The sequence below is a fragment of the Vreelandella zhanjiangensis DSM 21076 genome (assembly GCF_000377665.1).
In the GTDB taxonomy this organism is placed as follows: domain Bacteria; phylum Pseudomonadota; class Gammaproteobacteria; order Pseudomonadales; family Halomonadaceae; genus Vreelandella; species Vreelandella zhanjiangensis.
Genome location: NZ_KB898654.1, coordinates 73,436 through 89,526, shown reverse-complemented (window position 1 = coordinate 89,526; position 16,091 = coordinate 73,436). Strand labels below are relative to the sequence as shown.

Genomic DNA, 16,091 nt, shown 5'->3' with positions numbered 1-16,091 from the left:
CCATGCAACTCTACCTAAACGCCACTTCACCCTATGCGCGTCTGGTGCGCATCGTGTTGATCGAAAAAGGGCTAATAGACGCCGTCACGCTGAAGTGGTGCGACCCCTGGGCCGATGACTCCGCGCTATTAAAGGCCAACCCCGCCGGGCGTATTCCTGCGCTAGTCACTGAGGAAGGCACCACGCTCAGCGAATCAATGCTGATCGCTATTTATCTGGATAGCGCTTATCCGGAGAAGCCCGTATTGCCACCGTCTCACTTAGGGGAGGTGCTGCACTTAGCGGGGTTGGGTCAAAACCTGATGGATGCCGCGTTCACGACCGTGATTGCCAGAAAGCATTATGGCAACGCAATTGACGAGAGCGAGCTGGGCCAACGGCGCTCGCGGGCCATTCAACGGCTGCTCGAACAATTGAACCGCGAGCTTGGCGAAGCGCCAACGGCCTCGACCCTTAGCCTCGGTGATATTGCTGCCGCTGTCGCGTTGGATTACCTCGCTTTCAGATTACCGGAGGTGGCGTGGCAGGAGACCTATCGACCGCTTGCTTCGTGGCATCAAGGTGTGATCACACGTTCGAGCTTTCAAGCGACTGCGTTTACCACATCTTAACGATGATCCAGCGACGAGGGGAAAAGGCCACTGCAACGCCAGCGCTACCGACTAAAAGCTAATCCGCTGCGATGGGATTAATCTAAGTTAACTGCTAGTCTCGGAATATTAGAGCGAAAAACGCCGCAGGGAACACACGATGCAGAATGCTTGCCAACGGTTCACCCTACCAAGCAGCTCATACAAGGGCAGGCCAGCAGTATTCTGCAGGCTGGCTCTACGGACGGTTGCCCCCCGCGAACGCGGCTATCTGCCACGCCACTATTTTTCATGTAAAGACGTGCCGGTCGACGACTTACTCAGCGATTCAGAAACCATGACTTATCGCCCTTTTAAAGGGCATACAGTATGTTTTTCGCTGGGTAAGATTCAGGGTGTTACATGGAGTTATGAGCAGCTGATTGAGTCTATGGCGAGCGGGATAGGATCTTATGAGTCAATTTATAGATGACATCTTTCGGTTCAGAGCGGACGTGCGCGAAAAGGCAGCGAGCGTGCAGACACATATACATCCATAGCAGTTATATATCTGCTGAACGCTTTTAGATGATGAGGCTGAGGACGAGGATTGAATGGATATAGAAGCTAAGCTAGTGGATATTTTCAGAAGCCGTTCAGCTGGGCCTTTTCTCTTCTTGGGCTCTGGTTTCTCAAGAAGATATTTGGGGCTGGAGGACTGGAAGGGGTTGCTTAGCAAATTCTGTGTGGCTGGAAAACCATTCGAGTACTACTTATCTTCTGCGAACGGTAACTATCCAAAAGTAGCAGCCTTACTGGCTAAAGATTTTAATGAATATTGGTGGTCTGCGCCAGAATATGTGCAGAATGTCCAGCGCTACAAATCAAAAATTCAGGATGAGACCTCCGCCCTAAGGATTGAGGTTTGTAATTATTTGTCAACTCTAGATCAATCTAAAGCAAAGGAGTCAGTGCATTCAGAAGAAGTTAAGTTGTTGGCAAACTTGAACGTAGATGGCGTTATTACAACGAATTGGGATATGTTTATTGAGCAGCTTTTTCCAGACTATAAAACATATATAGGCCAGGAGGAATTGCTATTTTCAAACCCACAAGAAATAGGTGAAATTTATAAAATTCACGGGTGTTCAACTAGCTCCAGTTCATTAGTTTTAACAGATTATGACTATGACTCTTTCAATAATAAGAATACGTATTTAGCAGCTAAACTGATAACTTTATTTGTTGAGCATCCCGTGGTATTTATTGGATATTCTATTTCGGATGAAAATATCAGCAGCTTGCTTAAGGCTATATCTGGTTGTATTGGGCAGGATAATATCGAGCAGTTGAGAAGGAATTTGATATTTGTACAAAGGCTCTCTGATAGAGAGGAACCTAATATATCAGATACTTATTTAACTATTGATGGAATGCAAATACCTTTGGTATTAGTTAAAACAAATGATTTTTTGCCAGTTTATAAAGCTATACACTCTACCAAAAGAAAAATTCCTGCTAGGGTTCTGAGATACTGTAAAGAGCAGTTGTACGAGTTGGTTCAATCAGCTGAGCCAGAGAAGAAGATTTGTGTCGTTGATATTGATGAGATAGAAACAAAAGACGATGTTGAATTTTTAGTAGGTGTTGGGGTTGCTCAACAAGAAATGGTGGGGCCTTCACCAATTGGCTATGCCAGCATAAACACTAATGATTTATTTGAAGATTTGCTACATGAGAACAAGGCTTACGATTGTGAACAGATTCTTAATACTGTAGCCCCTAAGGTCTGCAAGTCAACACCAAATGTGCCTGTATTCATGTATTTGAGAAAAGCGGGGATTAATAACGATAAAGATTATAGAGAAAGTGGTTGCAGTTTGGATAAGGTTGTCTACCGCGACTTAAAAAAATTGAGGGTTGTTTCATATAAAAAACCTTTCTTTAGAAACTATCGTCACATGGATATGGGGCAAATTATTGAGGCTTGCACTCCTGAAAACGCTGCGGCCTATATTCCTTTTCTTAGCTCAGAAAAAATAAATGTAGAAATTCTTCATCAGTTTTTAGTCGAGAATGAAGAGAAGTTTTATTACGAGATATCAAGCTATGCAAGTAGCTTTAGAAAGCTCGCTGCCCTTTATGACAGGTTGAAATGGGGGTGGGACGTTCCGTGAGTCAATACAGTTGGCCATTAAAAGGTGGCACGCGATTCCTTCGTGTTAGCGGATCACGATAGAGGACATTTCTGTGTTAGAACTGCTCAAGTTTTTATTAGAGAAACTCGACTTTTTATCCATTGCTGAAGCGGTCAGGAAGCGAGGAAATCGCCGCGCTGCGGCACGGCTACACCTGATCTTAGTACAGTCCTACGAGATATTAGAGCTGTACAGCATCCTTTTGGAGGAGTTGCAAGCTGCTCTTGAATCGCATGAGGTTGTTTGTGAGCGCCATCGTTTCCACCTAAATCCAAGGCATGTTTCCTCCTTGCTCGCTCGGCAGTCATCGAACCTTGCCGTAATGGAAACACTGACACATGATCTGTTAGACGAGCTTCGTATGATCGACAACGAATTTGCTGAGGCTTATCGGCGCCTCATGCCAGGAAAGTTTGGAATTTTGTTCGATGCTGAGTGGCTGCTCGCTAGCGGACGCCTACCGTTAGCAGAAACCGAACCGAGTGCTTTTCCGGCTTCGGCCGACGGGGCTTACCGTACACTTTGGTTCACCCCAGACCCACCCAAAGAAGATCGCCGAGAGTTGGAGAAGTATTTATACGGATGGAACGGTCGGGAAAAGACTGTATTGGATGTGAATATTCATGACGGGGATGCGTTCTTCGAGGCTGTAAGGGAATACTTTCGTACAGAGGACCCAGAGGGACGGCTAAAAGATCTAAAAAAAGTTACGGAGGATTATCGTGAGGTGCTTCTTAGCACCTTTACTACTCAAGATCTTCTGGCCGACATATCCAAGGTTCGAAGACATTACGGCATGCTGCCATAACGCTTCTGATAAGGCTGGGAGGAGCTCCGCTAACACCGTGCTGGGGCCGATACATATAAGGCAACGCGGTTCAGCCCTAGCTTAATCACAATGGCCTGAACGTCAGCTCTTGGCCGAAATAGTAGGTTCGTGCATAGGCGCTATCGATCTAAAGCGGCCATTCTTGGAAATGCAGCAGGAGCGCGAATTTTGGTTATACGGCCTTATGGGATTTTATAGTCCAAAGATTTATAGGTTTAGGGGAATCTGGCAGGCTGCATTTGCCTGAAAAAAAACTGCCAGCACGTTCATTCAAGCATAGAACGCGCTGTCTAAACGCCGTTATAAATCATATCAATTTGAGGTAATAATTTGAAACCTAAAGTATTTGTTGCATCTTCGGTAGAGGGCTTAGATGTCGCCTATCCAATGCAAGTTAATTTACAGCATGATGCAGATATTACGGTTTGGAGTCAGGGGGTGTTTTCCTTATCCCTAACTCCTCTAGATTCAATAACAGAAGCTTTAAACTCTTCAGACTTTGGCATTTTTGTTTTTAGTCCAGATGATGAAACCAAAATGCGTGGTACCGTTAGTGATACTGTAAGGGATAATGTTCTCTTTGAATTAGGTTTGTTCATCGGAAAACTCGGCAAAAGACGTTGTTTTATAATAATGCCAGACAATGTGGATCTTCAAATACCGACCGATTTAGTAGGTGTAACACCTGCAAAATATTCCGGAGCTAGAGATAAATCAGAGATAGCTGCTGCTCTAGGACCTGCATGCCATGAAATGCGCCAAGCTATGAAATTACAAGGCTTGTTTAAGCAACAGGAAGCTCAGTCTCAAAAGATTCCTGCAAACGATCATGACAATTATGATGAGAACGATAAAATAGCGCTCTTAGAAGCATGGTTAACTACAGAGGCTGAAGAAAACAAAGCAATAAACTATGTTGATATAGACAATCATCTAAAAATTGAATTGGGTTCTACTAAGAGACTGCTTTCTACTATTTTTGGTCGAAATACTTCATTTAAGATCGATATCGCAGGAAGCAATGTATTTAAGTTTCATTATGAGCAACCGTATGCTTGGTAATGATTTATAATAAAGTATTTATGAGTGATTACCAACGTTTGGAATTTTCGGCTTCGGATTGGGTTTTGTGTTTACGGTGCAATGGTTTAGGCTAGGTGGCAGCGTTGCTCACACCTTAATGCGGCGTTATATAAAAATATCTTAACGACCGCTTCTGGCCGACAACTGACAATGCTAGAACCGGCGATGTAAATTTTAATTAATCCCCGTCCCGCTAACCCGCATAACCTCCCTAACCACCGCATCATTCAATATCCCCCGTTTGGCTTCAATCAGTGTGAGCCATTCGCGGGCGCGGGTGATGCCGGTATAGACCAGCTCGCGTGTGAGGATGGGGTTGGGCGTTTGGGGTAGCAACAGCGCCGTGTGCAAAAACTCCGAGCCTTGGGATTTGTGTACCGTCATCGCAAATACGGTTTCTACCGCGTGTAGGCGGGAAGGTAGCACCCAGCGGATGGGGTTCTCTGAGTCGCTCGTCGGGAAGGCGACTCGATGTAATGAGCGCCCCGGCGTGCGCGGGTCGGGCACGGCGAGCGTAATGCCGATATCCCCATTCATTAGCCCCAGGCTGTAGTCGTTTTGCGTGACCAGCACCGGACGGCCTTCATACCAGCCTTTCTCCAGCTCGATATCGCTTGCGCTTAGAAGCTTCTCGCGGCGCAGTACTTTGGCGATGCGCAAGTTCAAACCTTCTACACCCCACGGGCCTTTGCGCAATGCGCAGAGTAGTTGGAAGTGGCCGTAGGCTTTTAGCACGTTGCTGGCCCAGGCGTTATAGGCGGCGCGGTTATCTTCAAACGTTAGCGTTGCCTCCGGGCGCTGTTTTTTTAACATCGTCAGGTAATGTCGATAACCCGTGGGGGGGGCTAGCTCTTGGTTGCTTCTTTTATCCAGTCGGCCTTTACCCGCATTGGGAAAGCGCTCGGGGGAGCCTGTTACCACCAAGCGCTCCAGGGCGTTGTCATCTTCACCGCCCAGCACTAAATGATGCAGGTCGGCGTAGACTTGGCGCAGGGCGCTGTGGACGGCGTTCTGTTTATCGCGCTCGTTGAGCGCAGCGCTTAGCGGCTGGTTGATCGCCTCGGCCAACTGGCCAATGCCGCTGGCGGCGTCAAAGCGGTGGCTTACTCGCAGCATGGTAATCGCCTGATCAAGCGCCTGGCCGTTGGGGCAGGTTAGCGCTTCGGGCAGCGGCTGGCTGGTGAGTTCGGCAAGCCACTGGGCGGTTTCCGGCGTGTAGTGCGCGGCCTCGGCACGGCGGCATAAATCACCCAGTACTGCACCGGCTTCCACGGATGCCAGCTGATCCTTATCGCCCAACAGCACCAGCTTAGCGTGGGCGGGCAGCGCGCTTAATACGGCGGTCATCATTTCGATATCCACCATGGAGGCCTCATCGATCACCAGCACGTCCAACGCCAACGGGTTATTGGGGTTGTGGCGGAAGTGGCGGGTATCCGGCCTTGCACCCAGCAGCCTGTGCAGGGTGGTGACTTCCGTAGGTATCACCAAGGTACTGGATTCGGCACCGGCACGCTCGCTTAGCAGCGATTCCAGCGCGCTCATGGGCAGGTTGCTCACCTGCCCGGCGATGGATTCATTGAGCCGGGCGGCGGCTTTGCCGGTGGGCGCGGCCAGGCGAATGCGCAGCGCCTGCTCGGGCGAGTGGGCCAGCTGTAGGGTTTGCAGCAGGGCGAGCAGGCGTACCACGGTGGTGGTTTTGCCGGTGCCGGGGCCGCCGGTAATAATCGCAAAGTGGCTGCGGGCCGCCAGCGCACAGGCTACCTTCTGCCAGTCCAGCGTGTCGGTGGCGGGGAACAGCGTATCCAGGGCGTCTTTAAGTAGTAAAGAGCGACCAACGCTGGGCCTTGCCTTATGAATGGGCCCTGCGCCAGCGACGCTTAACCGTGCGGTAATTTCCTGATGCAGGGTCTGTTCGTACTGCCAATAGCGGCGCAGGTAAAGCCGCGTTGTGTGCGGGGCGTCTGAGCGTACCAGCGGCGTGTTGCCGTGGCCGTTGCTGATCAGCGCGGGGTGCTCAAGCGCCGCCTGCCACTCGGCAAGCGTTAGCGTGGCCAGCACTTCGCTGGGCAGCGGCGGCGGGTCGCTTAAGTCATCACCTTCAGGCGGAAGTGAAAGGGCGAAATCCGGCGCGCTTAGCGTGGCGCTTAAATCCAGGCATACGTGGCCCCGGCCCAATTGGTGGCTGGCAAGGGCGGTGGCGAGCAGAAGCAGCGGCGGCACCTGGCCCGCCTCGCGGGCGAAGAAGCTTACCAGCGCGCGGTCCAGGTCGCGCAGCCAGCCTCTGGCTACCCAGCGCTCACAAAGCGTGAGCAGGGCGCCCATATCGCTAAGCGCGGGGTGCGGCTGTAGGGCGCGGGGTTCCACGGCATGGCTATTGGCATGGGCGTCTACCGCGCGGTTAGCCGGTTTGGGAGAGACGGCCTTGGTCGCTGGCGGCTCGCTGTCGCCGAACAGGTCAAGGGTGTATACATCTTTCATGCCGTTTCCTTAAGGTCCACGTTAGCCGTACCTGCAAATAATGCATCCAGTGCTTCTATTAACTCAACCGGCGCGGGCTCTGGGTGTACTCCGCGCGCGATAGTACGGCTGCCGCGCAAAAATACCGTTAATGAGCCGCCTAGGTGCTTGCGCGGGTCGTAGTCCGGCAGGCGGGCTTTTAACAGCCGGTGTAGCGCCAACAGGTAAAGCGCGGCCTGCAGATCGTAGCGCTTTTCCAGCAGCGCGGCACTCAGTGCCTCAACGGTATAGGCGCTGTCATCTGCGCCCAGGTAGTTGGATTTCCAGTCCAGCACGTAAAAGCGCCCGTTGTGCTCAAACGCCAAATCAATAAAGCCTTTCAGCATACCGTTGAGCGTATCGGCATCCAGCGCGGGCCGGGCGATGCCGGGAAGTAAGTGCTGGCTAACCAGCGCATCCAGCGCTTGGGTATCCACCTGATGGGCGGCAAACCAGAACTCAAGCTCCACCTGATAGCCGCTCAGCTGGTTAAGCGCCACGGCGCCCTGCTGGTTGGGAAGCGGCAGCGCGGTGGTGAGCAGATCTTCAAACCAGCCTGCCAGCGGCTCATACCAGGCCTGCCAGCCGCGCAGCTGTAGGCGACGGTGCAGGGTGTCTTCACGGGCGGCGGCGTCTTCAAGCGCCTTGGCAAAGCCCAGCTGGCCTGCCCACTCCAACAGGCCGTGCAGAAAGGTGCCGGGGCCAGGGCCGCGCGGGAAGCGGTGCAAGTGGCTGGTGGCTGAGCTTGGCTGATCGCTGTCGACCTGCAAGGATGAGTAAAGAGGGGAGTGAGTGGTTACACTCGGTGCGCTACCGACTAGCGGGGAGCCTTTAAGCAGATCCTGCGGCTCATCCAGCATTTCAAACGTGGTGGCTTCCTGGGGCGTGGTGGGCTCCGGCGTGGGCAAGGCAGTAGCGCTGGATGACAACCCTGAAACAGCGGCGGTGGTGCGCAGCGCCGAGTAGCTGGCAATCCACCACTGCTCGCGGGCGGAACGTGTGGGCGTGCGCGCTTGCCCCAGGGCCTCTTGCTGCTGAGCGGGCGTAAAGCGCAGCGCCGTGGCTTCCGGTGCGGCGCTCAAGGCTATTTCGCTTTTGTTCACCAGCGCGCTAAGCGCCTCGCCAAACTGGCTGGGGGCAATGGTGCTTCCGCCATTGAGCAAATGGCCCAAAGCGCTGCCTTCGCCATCTTTCAACGGCGCGAGCCCCAGCCAGGTGGCGTGGCGGGCGCGGGTCAGGGCGACGTAAAGCTTGCGTAAATCTTCGCCTAAACGCTCGCGGTCAGCGGTGGCCAGCGTTTGCTCATCGGCGCTCAGGCTTAGCTGTAAATTACCGTCGCCATCGTGCCAGCGCAATGGCACATCGCCCTGTTTAGTGGGGCGGTGGTTGGCAATAAAGGGTAAAAATACCAGCGGGTATTCAAGGCCCTTGGATTTGTGAATGGTCACTACCTTGACCAGATCCGCGTCGCTTTCCAGGCGCAGCTTGTGGCTGTCGCCGTGGCTTTCCGGGTCGGCAATTGCCTCGGCTAAAAAACGGATCAGAGCGTGCTCGCCATCCAGCTCCTGGCTTGCCTGCTGGAGCAGTTCGCCCAGGTGCAGCAAGTCGGTTAGCAAGCGCTCACCGTCAGTAAACTCAAGCAGCCGGGCGGGGATGTTAAAATCCACCATCAGCTTGCGTACCAGCGGCAGCACGCCCTGGCGCTGCCACAGGCGGTGGTAGCGGCTGAACTGCTCCACCCGCGCTTCCCAGGCAAGCTCGCTCTGGTTGAGATGGTCAAGCTCGCCCAGGCTAAGCCCGAGCAGCGAGGTGGCAAGTGCTGCGCGCAGCTTAGCCTCCGCTTGGCGCGAGTTGGCCTGGGGCTCGGCGCAGGCGCGCAGGCAGGTTTCCAGCTGCTGGGCAATCGGCGAGCTAAACACCTTATCGTTATCTGATAGGTAAACGCTCTTAACCCCACGGCTGGCAAGGGCCAGACGAATGGCGCGGGCTTCCTGCAGGCCGTTGACCAGCACCGCCATATCGGAAGGCTTTAGCGGGGCTAGCTTACCCGCGGCTTCAAAACCGGCTTTTTGGTTGCGGCCCGCTTCCAGCAGCATGGTCATGTGCGAAGCGCAGCGCTCGGCCATTTCGAGTTGGTAAGCGGTTTTGGAAAGCGGCTCGTCAGCGTCCAGCTGCCACAGCGTCATGGCGGGCAGCGGCTCGCCGTTCAGCACCAGTTGGTCGTCGCGGCCTTTGGCGGCCACGGGTAAAAACGGCAGCGGGTTATCGCCGCTCTCGTCACGGAATAAAAACGCGCCCGTGTCGTGCTGGTCGGCGTAGTGGAAGCAGTGGTTCACCGCATCGACCATCGATGAACTTGAGCGAAAGTTGGTGCCCAGCGTGACGTGGCGGCCTGCGGTGTCCTGGCGGGCTTTCAGATAGGTGAAAATATCCGCACCGCGGAAGGCGTAAATAGCCTGCTTGGGGTCACCAATCAGCATGACGGCAGTATCGCGACGCGGTTCGGCCACCTTATACACCGCGTTAAAAATGCGGTACTGAATCGGGTCGGTATCCTGGAACTCATCAATCAGCGCGACCGGAAACTGGCGCTGAATCTGGGTGGCCAGCGCGTCACGGTTGGGGCCTTGAAGAGCGCGGTCCAGGTGGGTGAGCAAGTCATTGGGACCCATCTCGGCACGGCGTTCCTGCTCGCGCTCAAGGCGCTTGCGGCACCACTGCACGGCGTGAATCAGCAGGTCGTTGCGCGGCTCGGGCAGGGCATTAAGCTCGCCGGGCAGTTGTGCAAGCGCTTCCCATACTTCCGGGTAGGGCGGTGCGCCTACTTTCCAGATATCGGCCATGCCGTCAGGCGTCATACGCTTCCAAGCGGCATCGGTAAGCTGGGGGCGGGCAGCGTCGCCTGTGCACCATTCGCGCAGCGCCCCCAGCCAGTTGGCGCGGCTTTTGGCGTTAAAACTTTGCCCTTTGAAGGCCTTCTGCTTGGCGGCCTCTTCCAGCGCAGGCACCAGCCCATCCAGCCAGGCAGCCCAGGGGGCTTTTAACTCGCTGAGCTTGGCGGCGCGGGCGGCCTGGCAGGTAGTAAGCGTTTGCTCCGGCTCCGGGCGTTGCGCGCCTAAGGCATCGCATTCGGGCAGCAGGCGCTGCAGGCTGGCGTGCAGGTCATCGGGGGACTGCCAGTAGCTGACAATGCTTTCAAGTGCATCACCTTCAAGGGCGTAATAAAAGCTGCGCCAGTAGTCGCGCACTACGTCCTGCTCCAGCTCGCGCTGGTCGTTTTCCAGGTTCAGCGAAAACAGGCTGCCGCTATCGAAAGCGTGCTCGCGCAGCATGCGGTAGCACCAGCTGTGAATGGTCGACACCGCGGCTTCGTCCATCCACTCGGCGGCAAGTGCTAAACGCCGCGCACAGGCGGGCCAGGCTGAGGGTGGGTACTCACTGCGCAGCGTAAGCAATAGCTTGTCGCCGGCAGGTTGGTCAGCGCTTGCCTCATTACGAAAGACCTCGGCGGCTTCCACCAGCCGGTTACGAATCCGCTCGCGCAGCTCCTGGGTTGCGGCGTTGGTAAACGTGACTACGAGAATTTCCGGCGGCGTGAGCGGGCGGATAAAGGCGTCATCGTCCTCTTTACTGCGCCCACCCAGCACTAAGCGCACGTATAAAAGCGCGATGGTGAAGGTTTTACCGGTGCCGGCGCTGGCTTCAATCAGGCGGCTGCCGTGCAGGGGCAAGCTCAAGGGGTTGAGTGGGGCGGGGTAGCTCATCACTGATCTCCAGGAGCAGGCGCAAAAAACAACGCGCCCCGGCGGGTAAAAAGGGGCGGTTGGGGCACTATATCGCGATGCCCGTTAGGGAGCAAAAGGCGTAAGCGAACGCTGTGGGCTGGGAGCCGGCGCCGTCACCTGCTAATCTTGTCGGCTAGCCACTCTTGGGGCGATCTTGTTTACGCTACCGCGGCTTCTGTTCACGCTGACGATGAGACTCCATGCTGACCTCGCTTCTGGATAACGACTTTTACAAAATCACGATGCAGAATGCCGTGATTAAACGCTTTCCGTATGCCCATGCGCGTTACGCTTTTATCAATCGTGGCGAGCATGCCTTTCCGGAAGGGTTTGGCGCTGCGTTACGCCGCGAAGTCGATAGTATGGCGGTGCTTCACTTAAACGAGGCAGAAAAGCGCTACCTCGAAACGACGTGCCCCTATCTGGACCCCACCTATCTCGATTTTCTTGCCGGGTTTCGCTACGACCCCAGCGAGGTGATTATCGAGCAGCAGGGGGCGGATCTTTCCGTAGTGATCGAAGGCCCTTGGTATCGCACTATTCTCTGGGAAGTGCCGCTGATGGCGCTGATCAGCGAGCTTTGGTATCGGCTGCGGGGGATTACGGTCACGCCTGAAGTCGATGCGATGATCGAGCAAAGCGCTCAGGAGAAAATCGAGCTTTATCGTCGCATGGGGCTCAAAATCGCTGAGTTTGGCACTCGGCGACGCTTCTCCTTTGACGTTCACGACCGCGTGGTGGGTGCGCTTCACCACCACGGCGGCGAATCGTTTACCGGCACCAGCAATGTGCTGCTGGCCATGCGCCACGGTGTCAAGCCGATCGGTACCCACGCCCACGAGTGGTTCATGTTCCACGGTGCCCGCTTTGGTTTCAAAATGGCCAACAGCCTGGCTCTAGAGCACTGGGTGGATGTGTACCGAGGCGACCTGGGCATTGCGTTAACCGATACGTTTACTTCGCAGGCCTTTTTCGATAGCTTCGATAAGAAGTTTGCCAAGCTGTTTGATGGCGTGCGCCACGATAGCGGCGACCCTATCGACTTTGCCTCACAAACCATCGCTCACTACGAGCGCTTGGGCGTTGACCCGCTGAGCAAGACGATCATCTTTTCCGATGCGCTCACCCCGGAAAAGATCGAGCGCATTCATGCCTTCTGTAAAGACCGCATCGGCATGGCGTTTGGTATCGGCACCAACTTCACCAACGACGTGGGCGAGGAGCCCATGAACATGGTGATCAAGATGGTCGAGGCGCGCCCCGAAGGCCAGGGCTGGCTGCCGGTCATCAAGCTTTCCGATGTGCCCGAAAAGAACACCGGCGACCCGGAAATGATCTCGTTGGCAAAGCGGATATTTCTGGTCAATCAGCAAGGCAATTAGGCCTCTAGCCAGCCACTGCTCCTTTACCGCGCGAGGCTACTCTTTCACCGCGCGGTACTGTTCTTTGACTTATTCTTTCACTGCACGATATAGGGGGGCGTAAAGCGCTTCTGCCAGTAAGGCGAAGGTATGGCCCTGGTCGGTAGATTCGCCGGTACGTGTATTAAACAACGCTTCAAAACTGGTCCATTGGCGGGCGAGGTAGGCGCTTTGCGCCACTTCGCCGGTCTGAAAACGGCCACCCTCATAAGCGCTTGCCGCTGCGTTAAACGCGTCGCTCTCGGGCGTGCTTTCCGGGTTACCCTCTTTGCCTAGCCAGGCAAATGCCGCCTGGGGTGCCAGCGGTAGCGGGGTTGCCATGCCATCCTGCCAGCACTGCAAAATAGTCGTTAGATGATCCCGCGCGATATCTGCGTTTAACGGTGCAAAACGCACATGGCCTGCTTTGGAAAGCAGCTGCGTGGTCATGGGCGATGCCGCATTGGCGGCCAGGTGGGCCACCCAGGGACGCAATAGGTGCTGCCAGCGGTACTGCCCACGGCCGCGCCCCTGGCTGATCAAGCTGTTGCTGACCAGCAGCAGGCGGCAGCGGTTGCCGTCCTCATCCAGGCGAAGTTCGTTAATCCAGTCGTTAATCGAAAGCGCATGGGCCCTAAACGCGACCGCCTGGGGGGCTTCCTCCGAGTAGGGCCATTCAGCAAGCGCATCCTGGTAATCATCGAACAGCGCCTGCATGGGTTCTGCCAATGATTCACGCATGCGCTCGCCAAAGGCGCCCACGGCCAGCACGCCCTGGCCCTTGATGCGTTCAAGCGCGGCAAACATGGCCTCTTCACGGGGCTCGCCGTTATCCACCGCGCGGCGTTGGGCGGCAATCAGTTGATCCTGCAACTGCCAGTGCTGCAGACCGTTAAGCACAAACGGCTCCACGTCCAGCTGGGCCAGGGCTTCCTGCTCAAAATAAACCCCCAGGCGGGTGTTGAAGAACGCTTTGGCCGGTTCGCGCAGAAAGCTGCCAAGCTGAGCGAGGGTCAGCGGAATTTCCTGCTCGAAGGCGGGCAGGGTGCTTGGCTTTTCAGTGCTGCTATCCTGAGGGGCGTGTAGCGCGTGCCACTCATGAGCATAGGTAAACAGTCGCGCCTGCGATGACGAGCTGGCGCCCGCGGCAAAATAGCGTTGGCTAAACGGTTGCAGCGGGTGCTCGGTGGTGAGCGCGTCAATGAGCGGCTCTTGATCCTGATGTTGGCTTAGCCAGCCTGCGGCCAGGTGGTCGCGCAGTTGGCCGACCAACACCGACGGCGGCATGGGGTTGTTGTCGATCTGGCTGCGGCCCACCCAGCTAATATAGAGCTGGTGGCGCGCGGACAGCAGCGCTTCCAGAAACAGGTAGCGGTCGTCTTCTCTACGCGAGCGGTCGCCGGGGCGGTAGTCGCTGCCCATCAGGTCGAAATCCAGCGGCGGCTGGGAGCGTGGATATTCACCGTCGTTCATGCCCAGCAGGCACACCCGCTTGAACGGAATTGCACGCATCGGCATTAACGTGGCGAAGTTGACCGCCCCGGCTAAAAAGCGCTGGGAGAGGCTGTGCTCATCAATTTGCGCGAGCCAGTGTTCGCGCACCATGGAAAGCGGCAAATTATCATCCAATTTGGCCTCTTCGGTGCTGTCGAACAGCTGCTGAAGCGCGCTTTCCAGCTTGGTCAGCATCACGCTTTCTTCAGCGTCATCGGTAAGAAAGAAGGTTTCCAGCAGTTCGCGCAGCCGGATGACCCAGTTGGCGGCGGTGGTGGGCTTGCAGAAAATCTCCCAGGTGGTTTCGAGCTTCTCAAGCAGCGTTGCCAGCGGCCCGGCAAGTGAGGCTTCAAGTCCGCCGATGTCATCAAACGGCTCGATCCCCTGCCACGCATCCGCCACACCCACGGTGTAACCCAACAGCAAACGGCGCAGGCCAAACGCCCAGGTGTTCTGGCTCAAGCCTTGGGGCAAATCAAGCTGCATGCGCTGCTGGGCGTTTAGCCCCCAGCGGATACCCGCACCTTCAATCCAGCGGTTCAGGGTGGGTAAATCGCGCTCTTCAATGCCGAAGCGGGCGCGCAGGGCGGGGACATCCAATAGATCAAGCAAGTCGCTTACCGACAGGCGCAGCTCCGGCAGGCGCAGCAACTTTTCCAGGGCAATCATCAGCGGCAGGCGGTGGCGGCTGGCCTGGTCTGAAAGCGTGTAGGGGATATAGCGCGGGTCATCGCGGCCAAGCGTACGGTAGCTTGAGCGGTACTGACCAAACACCGCTTCGATATGCGGCGCGTAGCGGTCGATGTCCGGCACCATGACGATGATATCCCGCGGGCGTAGTTCAGGGTCGGCGCTGAACGCGGCCAACAGCTGGTCGTGAAGAATCTCCACTTCGCGCTGGGGCCCGTGGGCGATATGAAACACGATCGAGTCGTCTTGGCTTACATCAACCGCAGGCCAGGTGGTCTGAGTTTCAGCTACCGGGCGCAGCTCGCGGATATCATCCTGCAGTTGGCTGAGCAGGCAACTGTGCTCCGGCGTGCTGAACGGCTCGAACATATCGATACGCAGCGCCTGCTGCTCGAACAGGGTTTGATAGTTGCCCGCATCGTCGTGCTCATCCAGCAGGCGCAGGTAATCGCGCCCCTGTTTGCCCCATGCCGCCAGCAGCGGTTGGGCGTGCAGGTGCAGGGCGCTGTCTACATCGCCATCGCCGAGTACGTCCAGCGCTTCGGGCATGCCCGTTTTACGCTGCTGGCGGTAGCGGCTGGCGCGCAGCAAATCTTTGTGTTCGATGATATCCGCCCAGTAAAACTGGCAGGGGTTATGCACGCACAGCACGATCTGGCAGCAGCGCGAAAGCGCGGCCAGGGCTTCCAGCGTTTGCTGGGGCAGTGAGGAAATACCAAAAATAATCAGCCTCCGGGGCAAGCCCGGTGGGCAATCCTGGCCTTCCAGTTGTTGAGCGAGTTCTAAAAAGCGGCTATGCACCTGGGCGCGGCTGCTGTTAAGCCCGGCCTCGCCCTGGGTGGCGGCAACGTCATCGCGCAGGGCGCGCCACAGCTCCGGCTGCCAGCGCTGATGTTCATCTAACGGGCGCCTTTCGCCGCGAGCGGTAATGAGTACGTCTTCGCCCCGTGCCCAGGCCTCAAGCCAGTCGGCGCGGTATACCTGGTACTGATCGAACAAGTCCGCCAAGCGCTCGGCCAACTGATAGTGCTTGCGCTGGTCCCGGTCAGTTTCCAGAAAGCGCGCTAGCGGAGCAAACGCAGGCTTCTCAGCGAGGCTTGGCAGTAAGCGCAACAGGCGCCATACCAGGCGCGACTTATCGAAAGGCGAGGTTTCAGGTACCGCCTGGGCGTCGCCGGTGATATGCGTTAACACCGTGCGGTAGGCCTGCCATAAAAAGCGTGCCGGCAGGGTAACGTTCAGCGCCGCCGCAATGCCCGCGCCGCCCTGGGCCGGGTCTTCCGCCAGGGCAAGCTTTAGCCACTGGCCGATACCGTTGCTCTGCACCAGAATCGTCTCGTTCTCAAGCGGCCCTAACGGGTGAAGGCGCATCCACTCCACTGCCAGCCCACGCAGGTCTTCCAGGCGGTTGGCATGCACCACCATAAAACCCGGCGTAAGAGACGATGTATTAGCAAGCAGCGAGTGTGACGACATGCAGCGGTATTTCCTTCACGGCAGTAACGATAAGGCACAGTACTTAAGACGAGTACTATGGTGCCATA

At 55.9% G+C, this 16,091-nt stretch carries 9 protein-coding genes; 6 read left to right on the top strand and 3 right to left on the bottom strand.

Annotated features, from left to right (window positions below; genetic code table 11):
• The first annotated feature begins 2 nt into the window (after nt 1-2).
• The 5 genes from D467_RS0116560 (at nt 3) to D467_RS0116545 (ending at nt 4,658) form a co-directional block, all read left to right on the top strand.
• A complete protein-coding gene (locus D467_RS0116560) occupies nt 3-611 on the top strand; it encodes a glutathione S-transferase family protein (RefSeq protein ID WP_018918656.1) in 609 nt (202 codons plus the stop codon).
• Between the two features lie 139 nt (nt 612-750).
• Nucleotides 751-1,062 carry a DUF427 domain-containing protein gene (locus D467_RS20205; protein ID WP_081621250.1) on the top strand — a complete coding sequence of 104 codons (312 nt, stop codon included), beginning with the start codon at nt 751-753 and terminating at the stop codon, nt 1,060-1,062.
• Nucleotides 1,063-1,183: 121 nt separating this feature from the next.
• A complete protein-coding gene (locus tag D467_RS0116555) occupies nt 1,184-2,746 on the top strand; it encodes an SIR2 family protein (RefSeq protein WP_018918655.1) in 1,563 nt (520 codons plus the stop codon).
• A gap of 73 nt (nt 2,747-2,819) precedes the next feature.
• The gene (locus D467_RS0116550; RefSeq protein WP_018918654.1) at nt 2,820-3,575 is read left to right on the top strand and encodes a hypothetical protein; all 756 of its coding nucleotides are present in this window, start codon (nt 2,820-2,822) and stop codon (nt 3,573-3,575) included.
• A gap of 351 nt (nt 3,576-3,926) precedes the next feature.
• Nucleotides 3,927-4,658 carry a TIR domain-containing protein gene (locus tag D467_RS0116545; protein WP_026285811.1) on the top strand — a complete coding sequence of 244 codons (732 nt, stop codon included), beginning with the start codon at nt 3,927-3,929 and terminating at the stop codon, nt 4,656-4,658.
• A 195-nt stretch (nt 4,659-4,853) separates the two neighbouring features.
• On the opposite strand, the gene recD is transcribed toward D467_RS0116545, so the two are convergent.
• Nucleotides 4,854-7,160: an exodeoxyribonuclease V subunit alpha gene (recD, locus tag D467_RS0116540; protein ID WP_018918652.1), complete on the bottom strand. Its 2,307-nt coding sequence runs from the start codon at nt 7,158-7,160 to the stop codon at nt 4,854-4,856.
• Nucleotides 7,157-10,942, bottom strand: a complete 3,786-nt coding sequence (recB, locus tag D467_RS0116535) for an exodeoxyribonuclease V subunit beta (protein ID WP_018918651.1) — start codon at nt 10,940-10,942, stop codon at nt 7,157-7,159. Before recB ends, recD begins: the two co-directional genes overlap by 4 nt.
• Nucleotides 10,943-11,163: 221 nt before the next feature.
• Here recB and pncB point away from each other — a divergent pair, with 221 nt between their 5' ends.
• Nucleotides 11,164-12,345, top strand: a complete 1,182-nt coding sequence (pncB, locus tag D467_RS0116530) for a nicotinate phosphoribosyltransferase (RefSeq protein ID WP_018918650.1) — start codon at nt 11,164-11,166, stop codon at nt 12,343-12,345.
• A 69-nt stretch (nt 12,346-12,414) separates the two neighbouring features.
• On the opposite strand, the gene recC is transcribed toward pncB, so the two are convergent.
• A complete protein-coding gene (gene recC, locus D467_RS0116525) occupies nt 12,415-16,023 on the bottom strand; it encodes an exodeoxyribonuclease V subunit gamma (RefSeq protein WP_018918649.1) in 3,609 nt (1,202 codons plus the stop codon).
• Between the last annotated feature and the right edge of the window lie 68 nt (nt 16,024-16,091).

Bases quoted from the DNA above. Each gene is read 5' to 3' on its own strand.
- recB (WP_018918651.1), bottom strand. From the start codon at position 10,942: ATGAGCTACCCCGCCCCACTCAACCCCTTGAGCTTGCCCCTGCACGGC.
- D467_RS0116555 (WP_018918655.1), top strand. From the start codon at position 1,184: ATGGATATAGAAGCTAAGCTAGTGGATATTTTCAGAAGCCGTTCAGCT.
- recC (WP_018918649.1), bottom strand. From the start codon at position 16,023: ATGTCGTCACACTCGCTGCTTGCTAATACATCGTCTCTTACGCCGGGT.
- recD (WP_018918652.1), bottom strand. From the start codon at position 7,160: ATGAAAGATGTATACACCCTTGACCTGTTCGGCGACAGCGAGCCGCCA.
- pncB (WP_018918650.1), top strand. From the start codon at position 11,164: ATGCTGACCTCGCTTCTGGATAACGACTTTTACAAAATCACGATGCAG.
- D467_RS0116560 (WP_018918656.1), top strand. From the start codon at position 3: ATGCAACTCTACCTAAACGCCACTTCACCCTATGCGCGTCTGGTGCGC.
- D467_RS20205 (WP_081621250.1), top strand. From the start codon at position 751: ATGCAGAATGCTTGCCAACGGTTCACCCTACCAAGCAGCTCATACAAG.